Origin of the sequence: Streptomyces griseofuscus (assembly GCF_014673495.1) — a bacterium.
GTDB classification, from domain to species: Bacteria; Actinomycetota; Actinomycetes; order Streptomycetales; family Streptomycetaceae; genus Streptomyces; species Streptomyces murinus.
The window spans coordinates 4,178,890-4,195,604 of the sequence record NZ_CP051006.1 but is presented as its reverse complement, the minus strand read 5'-3'; the positions used below and the strand labels follow the sequence as shown (position 1 = coordinate 4,195,604).

The window sequence follows — 16,715 nt, the reverse complement described above, 5'->3', positions numbered from 1 at the left end:
AGCGCATGGTCTCGCGTCGTACCGCTACCGCCCTCACCGTCACCGCGGCCGCCACGCTCCTCGGGGTCGCCGGTTACCCGGCCCCCGCGGCCAGCGCGGCGGGCCCCGGCACCAGCCTGTCGGTGTTCGCCTGGAACGTCGACCTCGGCACCGCGATCGTGGACACCACCCAGAACGAGAAGGCGGCCCAGCGCACGCCGGTCATCGAGTCGATCGTCCGGGGGCACGGCGCGGACGTGGTGGTGCTGGACGAGGACTTCAACAACACCTCGACCGCCGACCTCGTCGGCAAGCTGTCGGACCTGTACCCGTACCACACCCCGGTGGTCGGCCAGAGCTGCTCCGGCGGCGGCTGGACCGGCATCAGCGGCGACTGCTCCAACTCGCCGTTCGTCATCAACGGCGGCACGATGATCCTGTCCAAGTACCCGATCACCGCCCAGTACGCGCACGTCTTCAGCAACTCCGCGTCCAGCACCTGGGACTACCACGCCAACAAGGGCGCGGCGCTGGTCCGGATCGCCAAGGGCGGCACGCAGAGCTGGGTGATCGGCACCCACCTCCAGGCCGACGAGTCCGGCACCTCCACCGACACCACCCAGTCCACCCGGCTCGCCCAGCTCCGCGAGATCCGCTCCTGGGCGGACGGCATCGCCGGCACGAGCGCTCCGGTGCTGATCGGCGGCGACCTGAACGTCGAGTACTACGGCGGCCGGTCACGCGGCGACCACGCCAACGCCCAGAGTGCGGTGAACGGCGTCCTCGGCACCCCCGCCACCGACCCGGACCAGACCCTGCGCACCATGGACTGCCCGGTCTCCGCGTGGTGCCAGTACATGTCCGGCGTGGAGACCTTCCCCAAGGACTACCGCGACGACCTCGACTACCTCGGCTACCTCAACGCCCCCGGCCGTCCGGTCCCCTCGGCCGTCTCCCCGGTGAAGGTCGACTTCGACCCCCAGGCCGGCTGGACCACCGGCCAGACCGACACCGAGGCACCCAGCGACCACTACCCGATCGAGACCACGTTCCAGCTCAACTGAACCCGCGACACAGGGGTGTTCGGCCTTCCGGTGTGCCGTCGTCGCGCACCGGGGGCCGGGTCCCGACGGAGATCCCCCGGTCCGCGTTCCTTCGTACCACGCGCGTTCACCCATTGTTCGGACGGCTTCACCGGTGTCCGGCGCGCCCTTCACATACCGTCCTGCTGCCGATGGGCGATCACCGGTCGCCGGAGCTGCCGCGCGAGCCCACGCGCGCGCCGGAACCCGTCCGTCACGACACCGCCGCACACCCGGCCGGGACGCCCGCGGCGAGAAACACTCGCTCTTGGGGGGCTCGTTGAACTCTCGTACGCGCCGCCACCTCGCGACGCTCACCTCGGCCGCCTCGCTGGCGGCCGGACTGCTCGGTGCCGCGGCACCGAGCGCGCAGGCCACGCCGACCGCGCCGGACACCTCGACCGGTCTGCTCAGCCTGTACGGCGGTACCAACGGCGCGGAGACCGCGGGGGCGGGGAGGCCCCCGCCGGCCGTCCGATGCCCGGCACCGGCACCGGCGCCGGTCCCGACCGCACCCACCTGCCCGCTCCGGACGGCCACACCGCCCGCTGACCGAGCAGCAGGGAGCCCGGTGGCCCACCGACCAGCGGTGGGCCACCGGGCCCGATATCCGGGGCGGTTGACCGGTGCCGCGGGCTAGGATCCCGGGCATGGCCCTGACCGTGGACGACGTGGACCGGTTCGAGGCGTCCAGGCACCGTCTGGAAGCCATCGCCTATCGCCTGCTCGGCTCGGCGAGCGAGGCGGAGGACGCCGTACAGGAGACGTATCTGCGCTGGCAGGCCGCCGACACCGGGCGCATCGAGGTCCCCGAGGCATGGCTGACCAAGGTGCTCACCAATCTCTGCCTCAACCAGCTGGCCTCCGCCCGCGCCCGCCGCGAGACCTACGTCGGCGCCTGGCTCCCCGAGCCACTGCTCGCCGGCGACCCGATGCTGGGCCCCGCCGACACCGCCGAACAGCGCGAGTCGGTGTCGTACGCCGTCCTCACCCTGCTGGAGCGCCTCACCCCGAACGAGCGTGCGGTGTACGTGCTGCGCGAGGCGTTCGACTACCCGCACCGGGAGATCGCGGCGATCCTCGACCTCACCGAGACCGCCAGCCAGCAGATCTTCCACCGCGCGAAGAAGCATGTCGCGACCGGCCGGGCGCGCGCCGAGATCGACGAGGCGGCCGCGCGCCGGATCGTGGACGAGTTCCTCGCCGCCGCCACCAGCGGCCACACCGAACCGCTGGTACGACTGCTCACCGAGAACGCCATCGCGATCGGCGACGGCGGCGGCAAGGTGCCCGCGCGCGCTCGCGCGTTCGAGGGGGCCCGCGCGGTCGCGACGTTCATGCGGGGCCTGTTCAAGCCCGGCAGGGCCAAGCGCAACCTGGTCGGCGGCTCGCCCGACCTCCATGTCTGCCTGGTCAACGGAGCCCCCGCGCTCGTCGTGGTGCTCGACGGGCGGGTCATCGGCATCACCTGTCTGGAGATCACCCGGCAGGGCATCGCCGCCTTCCGCAGCCAGGTCAACCCGGACAAGCTGGTGCGCGCGACCCGGCGCTGGGCGGCCGGCGAGCACGGCGACCCCGTGCTCAAGGTCTTCTGACGCCCATGTGATGCATGCGTGACGCAGGTCACAGCCCGCTCCTGTCAGGAAACGGCGGGCCGCCCGGTTCAAGGGGCGAACCGCTTGGGACGCCGTCCCATGAGCGACAGGAGCAGGCCATGCAGCACCGCGTCATCGTCCTCGGCGCCGGATACACCGGAGCCATCGCCGCCGGCCGTCTCGCCCGCCGACTGCGCCGCGAGGACGTCGCCATCACCCTCGTCAACGCCGAGCCCGACTTCGTCGAACGCGTCCGGATGCATCAGCTCGCCGCCGGCCAGGAACTCCCGCCCCGGCCCCTCGCCGCCATGTTCACGGGCACCGGCGTCACCCTGAGGCTCGCCCGGGTCACCGCCGTGGACGCCGACCGGCGGACCGTCACCGTCACCGGGGAGCAGGGCACGGCGGAGGAACTGCCGTACGACACCCTCGTCTACGCCCTCGGCAGCGGATGGCACGACCAGGGCGTTCCCGGCGTCGCCGAGCACGCCCACGACCTCGCGAACCGGCCCGGCGCGCTCAGGCTGCGCGCCCGCCTGGCCGAGCTGGCCGCCGGTGCCCCCGTGGTCGTGGTCGGCGGCGGACTCACCGGTCTGGAGGCCGCGACCGAACTCGCCGAGGCACGCCCGGACCTGGATGTCGCCCTCGTCGTGCGCGGTGACCTGGGCGAGCGGTTCTCGCCCAAGGGCCGCCGTCATCTGCGCGCGGTCTGCGACCGGCTCGGAATCACCGTGCACGAGCACACGGACGTGACCGCGGTGGCCGCCGGCCATGTCACCACCGCCGACGGCACCACGCTCCCCTCCGCGGCCACCGTGTGGACCGCCGGTTTCGCCGTCCACCCGATCGCGCGGGCCACCACCCTGGACACGGGGGAGAACGGTCAGATCGTCGTCGACCGCTCGATGCGCTCCGTCTCGCATCCGCAGGTCTACGCCATCGGCGACGCGGCCCTCGCCATGGGCCCCGGCGACAAGCCGCTGCGGATGTCCTGCGCCTCGGGGGTGCCCAGCGCCTGGCAGGCGGCCGACGCGATCGCGGCGCGGCTCAGCGGCGGGAAGGTGCCGGTGACGCCGGTGCGCTACTACCAGCAGTGCGTCTCCCTCGGCCGCCGGGACGGCCTGATCCAGTTCGTCACCGCGGACGACCGCGCCGTCGATCACGCCCTGACCGGCCGTCTCGCCGCCCGCTACAAGGAGGTCGTCTGCAAGGGCGCGGCCTGGGGTGTCGCCCATCCGCTGCTGGTGCCGAGCAGGGCACGCGCGGTGGTGCCGGCGGAGGGCGCGGCCGACACGAGGTTCGCCGGGACGGTGGTCTGAGCGCCCCCGCCCGAATAACGCATGCGCCTCAGGGGAGTTGGCGCTACCTCCCGGCCGTACGGCGATGGTCGATCCCTGGATCCCGGCGATCAGGGCATGCCGTCAAGGCACCCTTCTTCCTCACCGCCGCCGTCGCCCCCTGGATGGCGGAGTCCGGTGGCGGGGCGACCGTGAACCTCGGCTCCTGGATCGCCCGTCTCGGTGTCCCGGTCGGCGCGCTCTGCAGTTCGACCAAGGGCGCGATGGAGACGCTGACGCGGGCGTGGGCAGCGGAGTTCGGGCCGCGGGGCGTGCGGGTGAACGCGGTGTCGCCCGGGGTGATCCTGCCCCCGTCCCCGGCGGGCACCGAGCCGCATCCGGGCGAGGTGATGATGCGGGGCACCCCGGCGGGCACGGTCGGCACGCCGGACGTGATCGCGAACGCCGTGGTGTGGCTGGCGAGCGACGAGGCGGCGTTCGTGCACGGGACGGTGGTGGACGTCGACGGGGGCCGCACCGGGGTGGCGGTCGTCGCGGCGTAAGCCGTACCGGGAGCGCCCGGAAAGTCTCTCGACACACGGGAGTCGGACCGGGTTCACCCGCTCTTGGCGCAGCTTCACACCGGCCGCACTCTCGCACTACGTTAGGGATTGAACGACCGGTGCCGCCGTGGGCCGAGCCGTGGAGGCGGCCGCGTGCGTTCCGTCCCGAGCGCGCAAGGAGCCGCATGCCGCCCTCGTCCTCGCCACCGACCGCCCACCACATCACGGGCGTCGACCGACTGCTGACCGCTGCCGTACGGCTTTCCGGCACCCTTCCGGCGACCCGCTCCACCCTCGGGGTGGTCCGGGGCCGCCACCAGTCCGAACGCGAACGCACGTCCGCGCTGCGGGCCCGGCTCGCCGAACGGGGCCTGCCCAGCCTGGAGTTGAGCCCGGTTCCCGAGCCGGGGGAGCGCGCCGGTGCCCAGCACGGTCTGCCGCCGCGGTCGGTGGGGCTGCTGGTGCACACGCCGGGGGTGCGGCCGGAGCATGCGATGCGGGCGGCGGCGTTATGGCGCCTGCCGCTGCTGATCGACCGGCCGGACGGGATGGCGGGCGCGGGGGCCTGCCACAGAGACGTCATCGGCATCCACCTCGCGGGCCGCGGCTATGAACTCGCCCTGCGCCAGGCAGACTTGGTGTCCTTGAACACCGACCCGGGCCCCATCCGTCTCATCCTCGACAACGAGAAGATCACCATGCCGGACGGCCGCCGCCTCGCCGTCACGACGACCGGTTCCGGACTGCTGGAGGTACGGGCCGAGCCCTTCGGCCTGCGCCGCGTCCGCCGCCTGCGCTTCGAACGGGCCTGGGGCGCCCACCGCCTGGACGTGGACGGCGTCCCGATGGGCGAGGTACGCGCCCCGCTGCGCATGGAGGCGGACCCGGGGCGGCTGCACATGGTGCGGGCCTGAGAGGCTAGGGTTGGCCGCTCTTGCCGTGAGGAAGAGCGGCCGGTGTGCATTCTCGGAGAATCTCAGCTATATGTGGGTGTCATCGACGAAATGAAATAGTGGGTGCCCACCAGAAAAGTCATACAGGTGAGAACAATCATCCCGGCAATCATCGGAAATGCCTTTTTCTTCGATATCTTCATCGTTCCATGTTCTTTGGATTTCGTGTGACGTGCTTGGACCCGCAAGTGTCGGCAGGAGATGTCGATCAAGCGATGCGGGATGTACGGTTTACCACACGAAAGCCCACGCCACTACTTACTGGCGCGTAACGAAAAGACGGCACCGTCACTGCACCGCTGTCCGTGAACCCCTCAGGGTAGAGAGAGCGCGCAAAGCGCGGGCGGTCTCGGTCGGAGCCGAAATTTCTCTGCTTGCCGCCAGGCTCAGCTCGAAGTGTGCCCGCGCCTGGGCCACGCGGCCCGTGTCCAGTTCGGCCAGGGCGGCGTCGTAGGCCGTGTCGACGACTTCGCCCGCGGCGTTGATGCTCCGGGCCAGGGTGAGTGCGGCGATGTGCAGCGGTACGGCCTGCTCGCTGCGGCCGGCCGCACGATGCGCCCTGCCGATCCGGTTGAGGGCGAGCGCCTCCCCGCGCCGGTCGCCCACTGCGCGGAAGACCTCAAGGGAGGTCTGCGAGAGTGTCAGTGCCTCGTTCGTCTTTCCCAGGCCGATCAGGGCGTTGGCTAGGTTCATCTGAAGAGTTGCTTGTTCTCTTTTGTCGGACCTTCGGGCTGCCAGGGAAATGGCTTTTCGGTAAACATGTTCAGCCGATTTAAGGTCTCCCGTTCGGGTTCGTAATTCACCCACGTTGTTGAGTGAATTGAAGACCCCCCGCGTGTGGCCGATTTCTGTGAATGTGGCCAACGCGGAGTTGAAGCACTCCAGCGCAGCGTCATTCTCTGACAGGTGTAGATGTGTAATCCCGAGCATGTTGTAACTGCGCGCCAATTGCAGCTTGTTCTTTGTGTGCACGAGGGAGTCATGTGCTCGCTTTTGGAGTGCCTGCGCCAATGCGTACCGTCCCGTCTGCCAGAGTGGAATGCACATTTGGTTGACGCATTCGCTCTCCAGGTCCGAATCCCCCATCGCATGTGCCAGCTCCAGGGCTTCTCGCGCGGCCGAGATCGCCTCCTCGTAGCGGGATCGATGGCTGCGCGCAACGCTCAGATCGAGCAGTGCCCGCGCCCAGGCCCCGCTGTTCCGTGTGGTGGCCCAGTGTTCGACGGCCCGCAGTAGCAGCGGCTCCGCGGTGGCCAGGTGGCCGTGCATGTCGAGCAGACCCGTCAACACATGCACACATAAAGCGAGTTGATGTTCGGATCCATGACTAGTGATCCAATCAAGCGTGTCTGAAAGGTTCGAGCTCTCTGCAATGAGCCAATTTTCTGCTGCGTGTACGTCGTTGATCTCCGGAAGGGTAATGCTGTCGTCGGGGTTCAGGCTCGTACGAGGGCGGTATGGATGTACTAGACGGTCTGCGCGATCCGCCGCGCTGATATAGAAGTTCGCCAGTCGTTCGACAGCCGCCCGCGATGCTGTTCCTTCCGCGTCAGCCAAGGTTCGGGCGTACTTACGCAGGAGGTCGTGCAGGGTGAAGCGGTTCGGGGTGTGTTCGGTTGCCAGATTCCGGATGTGAAGCTGTTCGAGTGCTCGTTCCGTCACCGAGAGGGGCAGGCCTGTCAGGGCCGCCACCGCGTGCGGTCCGAACTCCATTCCGGTATGAAGGCTGATCCGACGAAACACCAGCTGTTCTTGGGGGTCCAGCGCGTCATAGGACAACGCGAACACATGCTCCAAAGTCCGTTCCCCGTCGCGGAGTTCCTCCAGTCCGCCGCCTGTGGTCAGCTGCCGCAGCAGGTCGGTGGCGGTCCACGACGACCTGGTGACCAGTCGGCTCGCGGCGATCTCGATGGCCAGTGGCAGATATCCGCATATCCGGACAATGTCTGCGATCTCCGTCGTCCGGGTTCGCCCGGTCGTGCCGAGGCCTCGTTCGAAGAGGGCGATCGCGTCGTCGCTCGGCAGCACGTCGAGCGAGATCGAGCGCGCGCCCGGCAGGCCCGTGAGCCGGCGGCGGCTGGTCACCACGATCGCCGTCGGCGAGGCGCCGGGCAGCAGTTGCCGTACCTGCTCCGAGCAGACGGCGTCGTCCAGGATCACCAGCATCCGCCGGTCCCGGGCCAACGACCGCCACATCGCGGTGAGTTCCTCGGTGTCCTGCGGCAACTCCTTGCCCTCCGGGCCGAGCACCCGCAGCAGCGTGGTGAGCGCGCGGTCCGGGGCGCCGGCCGCCCGGTCCGCCACGTGGCCGCCGAGCCGTACGAAGCAGCGGCCGTCGGGATAGCGGTCCGCCACCTCGTGCGCGCAGTGCACGGCCAGCGCGCTCTTGCCGACGCCCCCCATCCCCTCCACGGTCACCACGGCCCCCGCCTCGCCGCCGCCCTCGGACAGGGCCGAGGTGAGCCGCCGTAACTCCTCGCGGCGGCCGATCCAGGGAACGTCCCGCGGCAGGTTGTCCGGCACGGGTCGGCCGGGCCGTGCGGCGGGCCGGCGGCGGGGGCCCTGGCCGTACAGCGCGCCCGCCGGGGTGCCGGCCAGGATTCCCTCCTGGATGCGATGGAGGCGCCGGCCCCCGTCCAGGCCGATGTCCCGGATGACGCGTTGCCGGGTGCGTTGCAGCAGCCTGGTCGCCTCCGCCGTACGACCGCCGCCGTGCAGCGCGACGGCCAGCAGCCCCACCAGGGCCTCGTCCACGGGGTGTTCGGGCGCCAGCGGGGCGAGCACCGGCACCGCCTCGGTGAACCGGCCCGCGTTCATGAGGAGTTCGGCGCGGGTCATGGCGGCGATCAGGGCCGTCTCGCCCACCGTGGCGCGCAGATGGTCCGGCCAGGAGCCGGAGATCCCGGCGAGCGGCTCGCCGTACCGGTGGGCGTCCGCCCGTTCCAGCAGCTGGAGCGCCGCGTCGTCGTCGCTGCCCTTGAGCGCGCGGGCCTGTTCGACGCAGCTGGTGTAGGCGCGCAGGTCGACGCGGTCGGGGTCGACATGCAGGACGTACGAGTTCGTCCGGCTGGTGATGGCCGGCGCGTCGGGGCCGGCCGTGCGCAGAGCGCGGCGCACCCGGGAGATGTGGGTGTGCAGCGTGTCGCGGGCGGTGGCCGGCGGATGGTCGTCCCAGATGCGGTGGACCAGGCTGTCCACGCTCACGGAGCGCCCCGCGTCCCAGGCCAGCGCGGCAAGGGCCGCCCGGGACTTCGTGGGCCCCAACGGCCCGGCCCGCCCACCGACGCGTACCTCGACCGAACCTGAGAGCCGGATCTCGAACTCCACCAGAGTCCTCCCGCCGGTAGGACCTGAACTGGCCGGGCATACGAGGGTGTCATGACCCCGCTCACGCTGGCTATGCGCGCGCCGCACGATCCCGAATTTGACCGATAAACAAGATATTTTCCCGGGTCCGGCCCTGGGGGCTGGGGGTTCTGAGGGGGCGGAGCCCGGAGAGGGGCTCTGGGGCGGTGCCGGGTGGCGGGAATCGGCCCGTGCGGCCCGCGGTCGGTCTTCACATGATCTTCCCGGAATCCTCGGTTCCGACGCCGGTGGGCCGTGTCACGGTGGTCGGACCGATGATGATCAAGGAAAGGGGCCGCCGTGGGAATGGAACTGACGGAACGGGTCCGGGAGCGGCTGGAAGGGGCGAACTTCTGGTCCGTGGCCACGGTGACGCCGGACGGGGCGCCGCACGCGACCCCGATGTGGGTGGGGCTGGAGGACGGGCTGATCGTCTTCAACACCTCGGTCGGGCGGATCAAGGAGGAGAACCTGCGCCATGACCCCCGCGTCCACCTCTCCCATGCCGACGCCGAGAACCCCTACGACCGGGTCCTGGTGTCCGGCCGCGCGGTGCGCCTCGTGACGGGCGAGGAGGCGGAGCGCGGGATGGACCGGCTGGCGCGGAAGTACCTGGGACAGGACGGCTACCCGTGGCTGATGGAGGGGGAGCGGCGGGTGCATGTGCTGGTCGAGCCGGAGAAGGCGCGGCACGTGGTGGGGGTGGAGCCGTTCCGGGCGGGGGTGCTTCCTTCCTGAGCCTGCGGGTCGTGCTTCCTGGTTCCGCCGGTCGTGCTTCTTGAGCCTGCCGGTCGTGGTCGCGTACGACGGTGTCGGGTGCGCGGCGTTCAGACGCTGGGCGCCCCTCGGCGGCGCCGCAGCAGAAGCCCCGCCCCGATCACCGCGCCCGCGAGGGTGGGCAGGCCGTGGATGTCGCGGAAGGCGTTGTCCGCGACCGCTCCGGCCAGGCCGAGCACGGCGATGGAGTCGCCGGAGCCGTGCGGCTGCCAGACGTGGCCGGGGGCCTCGCCGATCGCCGCGGGCACCAGGTACAGCGCCAGTACGCTCTTGGCGCCGAAGATCCTCTCGGCGGGGCTGCCGAGGGCCACGACGGCGGGCACGGTCACCAGGGCCTGCCGGCCGGGGGACGGCACCAGCAGCGGGGGCGCGGCGAGCACCCCGGGGAAGGCGAACCGGGCCGCGGTCACCGGCCCGGTGACCAGGAACAGCGTCGCCGTCACCGGCGGCACCCGCCATCCGCGGGCGCCGGGCCGGGGCTCCGGGGCCGGTGTCCGTTCGTCGCGCCGTGCACCGGTCACCCCGTACAACTCCTGTACGCGACACGGCTGTTCCGGCGTGCGACGGGGCGCCCGCGCGGCCGGTCCATGCGCTCCACAGGCCGCCCGTGCCCCGCTGGCGCGGCCCACCGGAGGCTATCGCGAGCGGTCGCCGACGGGGGTGACCGGCTGGGCGGATCGGCGGTCCGCGAACTTCTCGACGGCGGCCGGGGTGACGGGCGTGAAGAAGTTGACGAGGTTGCCGTCGGGGTCGCGCAGCAGCAGGGAGCGGTTGCCCCAGGGCATCGTGGTCGGCTCGGTGACGAACTCGGTGACGAAGCCGGACAGGTCCCGGTGGACGCGGTCCACGTCGTCGACCAGGAACTCCGTGATCACGCTGTGGTTGTCCGCCGGGCGGGCGGAGCCGGGCGCGAACAGCGGGACCGTGCGGGTGCCGGCGATCGCGAGCGTGGCGCCCGCGGGCCGCAGTTCGGCGAAGTCCTCCGTGGCCCACGCGGCCCGCACCCCCAGGGCGCGCTCGTAGAACGCGACGAGGCGTGCCACGTCGCCGGTGATGACGCGGATCGAGACGAAGTCCATGGGGGTCTCCCTGCGGTGCCGGATTCGGGTTGCGTCCCGCACGTTAGGAGAAATAGAGGACAGAACCGGTCCACTATCGGCGTTAGATTGTGCGCATGTCCCGACCCACCGGCCGTGTCCTGATCCTCCTCGAACTGCTCCAGTCGGGCGGCACCCGGACCGTGGCCGAGCTGGCCGGCCGCCTCGGCGTCGAGGGCCGGACCGTGCGCCGGTACGTGGACCAGCTGATCGACCTGGACGTGCCCGTGGAGTCGGTGCGCGGCCGCTACGGCGGGTACCGGCTCGCCCCCGGATACCGGCTGCCGCCGCTCATGCTCAGCGACGACGAGGCACTGGCCGTCCTGCTCGGCCTGATCGCCGGCCGCCGGGCAGGGCTGACGACGGCGCAGCGCACGGCGAACGAGACCGCCTCGGCGAAGATCCGGCGCGTTCTGCCCCGGCACCTCGCCGGCCGCCTGGACACCCTCCTGGACGCCCTGGCCTTCACGGACGAGCCCGGCACGTCCGGCACCGCGGAGCCCCCGGACAGCGCAGTCCTCCTCACCCTCGCCGACGCGGTACGCCACCGCCGCCCGGTCTCGATCCGCTACACCGACCGCGCGGACCGGCGCAGCGAACGCACCCTGCACCCGTACGGGATCGTCGCGCACGCGGGCCGCTGGTACGTCACCGGCGAGGACGCCTCCCGCGCCGAGGACCGCACCTTCCGCCTGGACCGCATCGGCGCCGCGCGCACCCTGCCCGGCACGTTCGAACCGCCCTCCGGCCCCGACCCGGCCGAGCGCGTCCTGGCCGCCTTCGCCACCGCCGAGTACCGCCACCAGGTCACCCTGCGGATCCACGGCACCCCGGCCCACATCCGCACCCGCCTCCCCGCCACCATCGCCACCCTGGACGACCCCGCGGGGGACCGGGCCCCGGCCGCCGAACGCTGGCTCCGCGTCCGCCTCCACGCGGAGCACCTCGACTGGCTTCCCCCTCTCCTCGCCTCCCTGGACCGCCCCTTCGTGATCGAGGGCCCCGACGAACTGCGCCTCCTGATGGCGGAGTTCGCCGAGCGGCTGACGTCCTACGCCGACCGGGCGTGACGACGCGGATCCGTGCCGGTGTGGTGAAGGACCGGGACCCCGGTGCCCAAGTCCTTGTAGCGGCAGCCGGATTTGGTCAGACTCGTCCTGAAACTTCTTCTGGTCATGGGGGACGGGATGAGGCGTTCGGCGGACAGTGATCCATTAGGCGGCGGGTCGGGGCAGGGGGCGCGGGCCGGCGGGGTGCCGGTGCGCAGGCATCCCGGCGCTGCCGGGCCCGCGCCCTCGCTCGCGCAGGTCGTCGGGGCCGCCGGCGGGCTGCCGGAGGACGCGGTGCTGTGGATCGCGGCGGGCCTGGCCGGGGCCCTCGCCGTGCTGCACCGGGCCGGGCGGGCGCACGGGAATGTGCGGGCCGGGAACGTGCTGCTGACCAGGGGCGGGCCCCGGCTGACGGGCGATGCGCCGGGGCCGGGCGACGCGTCGGGTGGCAGGGTGCGGCCGGGTGGCGGGGCGGAGCCGGGTGTCGGGGCGCCCGTGCCCGCGGCCGACATGGTCGCGCTGGGGATGCTGCTGGTCGCCGCGTACACCGGCGTCAGCAACCGGCGGCCCGACCTCGACAACCTTCCGGTGCGGCTGCGGCAGGTCGTCGCCCGGTGCCTGGCCGAGGATCCGGAGGAGCGGGCGACCCCGGCTCAACTGCTCGCCGTCATCAAGGCGTTGGAGCCGTCCGAGGCACCTGTGTGGACGGTCGAGGTCGACGGCCTGACCACCCCCGCCGAAGGCCCCGGCAGCGGACCCGCCGAAGGCCCTGCCGGACGACTCGCCGGAGGAACCGCCGGAGGTCCTGTCGGCGGCCCCGTCGACTCCGCCTCGCCCGCCGGCACCCCGGTCGAGGCGCCTCCTCGCCCGGGGCCGCGCGGTCTGTCCGGGGCCCGGCTCGCCCTCGTGGTCATGGCCGCGGTCCTCGTCGGCGTGGTCGTCACGGCGCTGCTCCTGGTGCCGGGCCACGACGGCGGCACCCGTGTCGCCGACGCCCCGGTGACCAGCAGGCCCACCCGGCTCCAGCCGACCGAGGACGACACCCCGCCGCAGGAACCGAGCGAGGAGCAGACCCCCTCCGCGGAGCCCTCCACGGACCCCGCCACCCGGCCCGCCACGCCCACCAGCCAGGCGCCGCCCGCCCCGACCCCCCGGCGGACCCGGCAGAGCGGGACGATCGACGACTGCTCGGGCAAGCCCCTGACCGAGCCCGTCTCGCTCCTGCTGTTCTGCGGAGACGGTACGGCCATGCTGCACGACCTGATCTGGACCGACTGGGGCAGCGCCACGGCCACCGCACAGGGCGTCGTCTCGGAGGTGGTCTGCCGGCCGAGCTGCGCCGAGGGCGGGGAGGTCACCTCGGCGGCCACGGTCGTCGTCTCCGGTCTGGCCGGCGGCCGCTACACCGTCATGGAGGTACGGGCCCCGCGCTCGCCCACCGACCCCGACGCCCACTACACGCTCGACCGGCTCGGCCCGACGTACCGGGGCTGACCCCGCTCACACCCCCCACGCGGTGAACGCCGCCCAGTGCACGGGGGAGGCGAAGGGGCACTCGTCGGGGTCGGCCCCCGGCCGGGCGTACCGTCCGGCCAGGGGCGCGAGGTGGGGGCGGCCGTCGGTGTATCGCGCGAGGCCGGACCAGGTCAGCCGGCGCAGCCAGGTACGCGCCGTACGCAGCGCGGACACCGGGGGCTCGCCCCGCCCCTCGCCGACGGGGGCGAGCAGCTCGTACAGCCGCGTCATCAGCAGCGCCGTCGCCAGATCGTTCACCTGCCACAGGCTGGTGATCGCACAGGCGGCCCCGGCCTGGAGGAAGCCGCCCGGCAGCCCGGTGAACTCGTCGGGCGCGTCGATGACCTCGTACCGCCCGGACTGGCAGGCCCCCGCCACCACCAGTCGGCAGCGCGGGAGCCGGAGCCGTACCAGCGTGTCCAGATCCAGCGTGCCGTCCGCGAGCGCCAACGAGGCGCCCCGGCCCACGAGTTCCGCACTCCCGTGGCAGCTCAGATGCAGATACGACGCCTCCGCGAGACGCGGCAGCAGCCATTCGACCGTCGCCTCGGCTCCCGTCGCGGACACGGCCTCCCCGCCCGGCTCGAACAGCGCCCGGATCCCGGCCAGTTCGCCGCGCGCACCGGGCAGCGAGCCGTCGGGATCCGCGACGGCGACCAACCGCGGCGGGGACGACGGCGGCCGGCCGGCGGCCGCCCGGGAGGCGGCGTACACTCCGGCCGACGGCGCGAGCGTCAAAGTCCCCAGATCATCGAGGAGTTCACCTTCCGGGCCCAGTGGTACGGCCGGCAGCGGCACGTGTCCCAGCAGCCCGGTCGGTACGACGACCACCTCATGCCGGGGATCCTCCGCCAGGAGCCCGGCGAGGGGCCGCAGCAACGGGGCGAGCTCCCGCAACCGGTCGACCGCGCGCGGCAGTTCACGCCGACGCGCGAGCGCACCGGCCTGCTGGGCCAGGAACAGTCCCGCCTCGGGTGTGTCCGGGTCCAGCGCCAGAAGCCGGACGACCGAGGAACTGGTCACCTCGGGGACGAATACGGCGCGCACCCCGGTCCGCGCGTCGGGCGGCACCACGAGGACGCAGCTGCCCCAGACCGCGTTCACCAGATAGACGAGCGGCATCCCGCCCGCCGCCCGGACGACATCCGCCACCTCGGTCGTGCGCAGGAACCCCTCGAAGCCGGGGATCGCCCGGATCTCCTCGACCACGGTGCGCACCGCACGCTCGGCCGCGGCCTGCACTCCCGCGGCGGCGACGAAGTCTCCGGGCGGCGCGACGAGCCCCACGTCCGAGGCGCCGGAACCCCCTTCCGGACCGGTCCCGGCGGCGAACCCGCCGTTCGACGCGGCCCCGCCCACTTGGACTGCCGCGCCCGCCCCTTGGACTGCCGCCCCGGCCCCTTCGACGGCCGGCCCCGCCCCCTCCACCCCGGCGGCCACCACCCGGTACCGCTCCCGCGCCCGGCGGTACCGGTGGGCCAGCAGCGGATCGACCCCCTCCAGCGCCGCCAGATCCACCGTGTCCCGCCCGGTCACCACCGACAGCTCACGGGCGAGCCCCCGCTCGATCGCCTCCACCGCACGCTCCGGGCGCCCCGCGCGGGCCAGCAGGAACGCGGCCTCGCGGGCGGTCCCGCGCGTCAGCAGCAGCACGCCCCGGCGCCCGGCGGCGGTGACCTGGGCGTCGTAGAGCGCATGGGCGGCGGTCAGCATGCCCGCTGCCACCTCGGCCGCCGCGTCCCAGGCAGCGGCGGCGGCGAGCGCGTCGACCGCCTCCCGGGCGATGGACAGATGCAGGGAGGGAAAGACGCTCGCTGGTACGGCGGTCAGCGCCGCGCGCCGCAGCCGCAGCCCCTCGGCGCTCCCCGGACCGTCGAGCAGATCGGCGGTCCGGGCCAGCAGCCAGGTCGCGCGGCTGGTGTCGAGGCGCCCCGGGTGCTCGGCGCCGAAGGCGACGACGGCGGCCACCGCGGCACGGGCGCCGCGCGGGTCGGCGGTGTCGCGCCCGGGGGAGAGCAGCAGGTCCGCCAGATTGCACCGGAGCTGCGACCACAGCATCGGGTCGTCGTCCGGACGCAGCCGCCCGAGGGCGTCCCGGTAGCACCGCTCGGCCCGCTTCAGGTCACCCGGTGCGCCGCGCCGGAACAGCAGCAGCCCGAGGTTGATCAGGGAGTAGGCCCGGTCGACGCGGTCGCTCGCACGGGCGCGTTCGCCCAGTCCGGCCTGGATGTGCTCGATGCCGAGGGTGAGATCGTCGGTCCCGCCGCCCGGCCGCTGACCGAGCAGCAGCCCGTAGTTGGTCTGCACCCGGGCCCAGAACCCTCCGTGGGTGCGCCGGTCCACCGCGGCGATGGCGCGGACGAGCAGATCGCGGGCGGTCTCCCAGCGCTCGATGTGGTCGCCGTCGTCGCGGAAGTACTGTGCGGAGGCGAGGTTGGTGGCCACCTCGGCCCACTGGAGGGTGCCCTCCGGCAGCCGTGACAGGGCGAGTCGGAGCACCCGCACCGCTTCGGCGGGGTCGGCGGGGTCCGCCGTATGGAGGGACGACAGCAGCAACCCGCCCAGTCGCGCGGCGAGTTCGGTCTCGATCGCGAACTCTCCCGTCTGCCCGGCGAGTTCGAGCGCCTCCCGGGCGAGTGGCACGATCTCCGGCCCTTCCGCGCCCCGGACCTGGTCGTACATCGCGTACAGCCGGGTCCGCAGGCCCTGCCCGAAGGCGGCCAGCGCGGCCGCGTGGTGCTCGACGGCCGTACCCACGGGGACACGACCTCCGCACAGCTCCTCCAGGAACCGCTGCCGCATCCGCAGCGGAGCCTCCAGCGGAGTGCCGGCGACCTCGCGCAACTCCCGCGCCCCGGCATCGCGCACCAGGGTGCTCCCGGTGAGCCGGGGGTGGGCCAGGACCAGTTCGGCGAGCCGGTCCGGCATGGTCACGGTGACGGCGTACAGCAGCTCCCGGACATCGGGTTCCGCCGACTCCGCCGCCACGTTGTCCAGGAAGATCCGGTAGTTGGCCACCGTCGGTGCCCCGTACGGCGCCAACTCCGCGCAGGCGGCCTCGGGGTCCGCCAGATCCCGCTCGGTGTCCCGGCTCAGCGCGAACGGCAGCAGTCTGCGCGGCAGCACGACCACGTTCCCGCCGAACCGCCCGCCGGTGAAGGCCCCGGCGACCCGTGCCTCCTCCACCAGCGCGGCCGCGCTCGCGGTGGCATCCCGCTGGAGCTCCGCGACGGAGGTGGCGAACAGCGACGGTACGAACGCCCCGGCCCGCAGCACCAGCACCGGCGCCTCGACCTGTGTCCGGGCCCCGCAGCCGGGGCAGTCCGCCCAGTGCAGCCCGGGCCCGAAGCCGTACGGGCCGTCGGGGCTTTCGAGGACATCGGCGCGCTCACGGCTGTCGACGATCCGCCACACCGGCGCCCGGCACGGCCGCCCGCACCGCTCACACGTCCACTCGTACGGCGTCCTCGTGGAGACCACCGG

11 protein-coding genes and 1 pseudogene are annotated in these 16,715 nt (G+C 72.7%); 8 read left to right on the top strand and 4 right to left on the bottom strand.

Going from position 1 to position 16,715, the window contains the following annotated elements; genetic code table 11:
- Positions 1-5 precede the first annotated feature (5 nt).
- The 5 genes and pseudogenes from HEP81_RS18640 to HEP81_RS18620 all read left to right on the top strand — a co-directional run bounded on the left by HEP81_RS18640 (position 6) and on the right by HEP81_RS18620 (position 5,410).
- A complete protein-coding gene (locus HEP81_RS18640) occupies positions 6-1,043 on the top strand; it encodes a sphingomyelin phosphodiesterase (protein ID WP_037650143.1) in 1,038 nt (345 codons plus the stop codon).
- 668 nt (positions 1,044-1,711) lie between these two features.
- On the top strand, positions 1,712-2,656 hold the full coding sequence (sigJ, locus tag HEP81_RS18635) for an RNA polymerase sigma factor SigJ (RefSeq protein WP_037650141.1): 945 nt from the start codon (positions 1,712-1,714) through the stop codon (positions 2,654-2,656).
- A gap of 119 nt (positions 2,657-2,775) precedes the next feature.
- Positions 2,776-3,975, top strand: coding sequence for an NAD(P)/FAD-dependent oxidoreductase (locus HEP81_RS18630; RefSeq protein WP_037650138.1), 1,200 nt, complete (start codon positions 2,776-2,778; stop codon positions 3,973-3,975).
- Between the two features lie 101 nt (positions 3,976-4,076).
- Positions 4,077-4,496 (top strand): annotated as a pseudogene (locus HEP81_RS18625) (SDR family NAD(P)-dependent oxidoreductase); the annotation flags it as partial.
- Positions 4,497-4,681: 185 nt separating this feature from the next.
- Positions 4,682-5,410, top strand: coding sequence for a hypothetical protein (locus tag HEP81_RS18620; RefSeq protein WP_037650135.1), 729 nt, complete (start codon positions 4,682-4,684; stop codon positions 5,408-5,410).
- Between the two features lie 327 nt (positions 5,411-5,737).
- On the opposite strand, the gene HEP81_RS18615 is transcribed toward HEP81_RS18620, so the two are convergent.
- A complete protein-coding gene (locus HEP81_RS18615; RefSeq protein WP_037650133.1) occupies positions 5,738-8,776 on the bottom strand; it encodes an AfsR/SARP family transcriptional regulator in 3,039 nt (1,012 codons plus the stop codon).
- Positions 8,777-9,100: 324 nt separating this feature from the next.
- Here HEP81_RS18615 and HEP81_RS18610 point away from each other — a divergent pair, with 324 nt between their 5' ends.
- On the top strand, positions 9,101-9,532 hold the full coding sequence (locus HEP81_RS18610; protein WP_037650130.1) for a PPOX class F420-dependent oxidoreductase: 432 nt from the start codon (positions 9,101-9,103) through the stop codon (positions 9,530-9,532).
- Between the two features lie 89 nt (positions 9,533-9,621).
- Here HEP81_RS18610 and HEP81_RS18605 read toward each other — a convergent pair whose 3' ends face one another.
- Both HEP81_RS18605 and HEP81_RS18600 read right to left on the bottom strand, forming a co-directional pair.
- Positions 9,622-10,092 carry a rhomboid family intramembrane serine protease gene (locus HEP81_RS18605; protein WP_051849781.1) on the bottom strand — a complete coding sequence of 157 codons (471 nt, stop codon included), beginning with the start codon at positions 10,090-10,092 and terminating at the stop codon, positions 9,622-9,624.
- Between the two features lie 114 nt (positions 10,093-10,206).
- The gene (locus tag HEP81_RS18600) at positions 10,207-10,650 is read right to left on the bottom strand and encodes a VOC family protein (protein WP_037650128.1); all 444 of its coding nucleotides are present in this window, start codon (positions 10,648-10,650) and stop codon (positions 10,207-10,209) included.
- A gap of 95 nt (positions 10,651-10,745) precedes the next feature.
- Here HEP81_RS18600 and HEP81_RS18595 point away from each other — a divergent pair, with 95 nt between their 5' ends.
- On the top strand, positions 10,746-11,738 hold the full coding sequence (locus HEP81_RS18595; RefSeq protein WP_037650125.1) for a helix-turn-helix transcriptional regulator: 993 nt from the start codon (positions 10,746-10,748) through the stop codon (positions 11,736-11,738).
- Between the two features lie 189 nt (positions 11,739-11,927).
- Positions 11,928-13,211 carry a serine/threonine-protein kinase gene (locus HEP81_RS18590; protein ID WP_243279477.1) on the top strand — a complete coding sequence of 428 codons (1,284 nt, stop codon included), beginning with the start codon at positions 11,928-11,930 and terminating at the stop codon, positions 13,209-13,211.
- A 6-nt stretch (positions 13,212-13,217) separates the two neighbouring features.
- Here HEP81_RS18590 and HEP81_RS18585 read toward each other — a convergent pair whose 3' ends face one another.
- Complete coding sequence (locus tag HEP81_RS18585) at positions 13,218-16,712, bottom strand: CHAT domain-containing protein (protein WP_037650123.1); 3,495 nt, start codon at positions 16,710-16,712, stop codon at positions 13,218-13,220.
- Positions 16,713-16,715 lie beyond the last annotated feature (3 nt).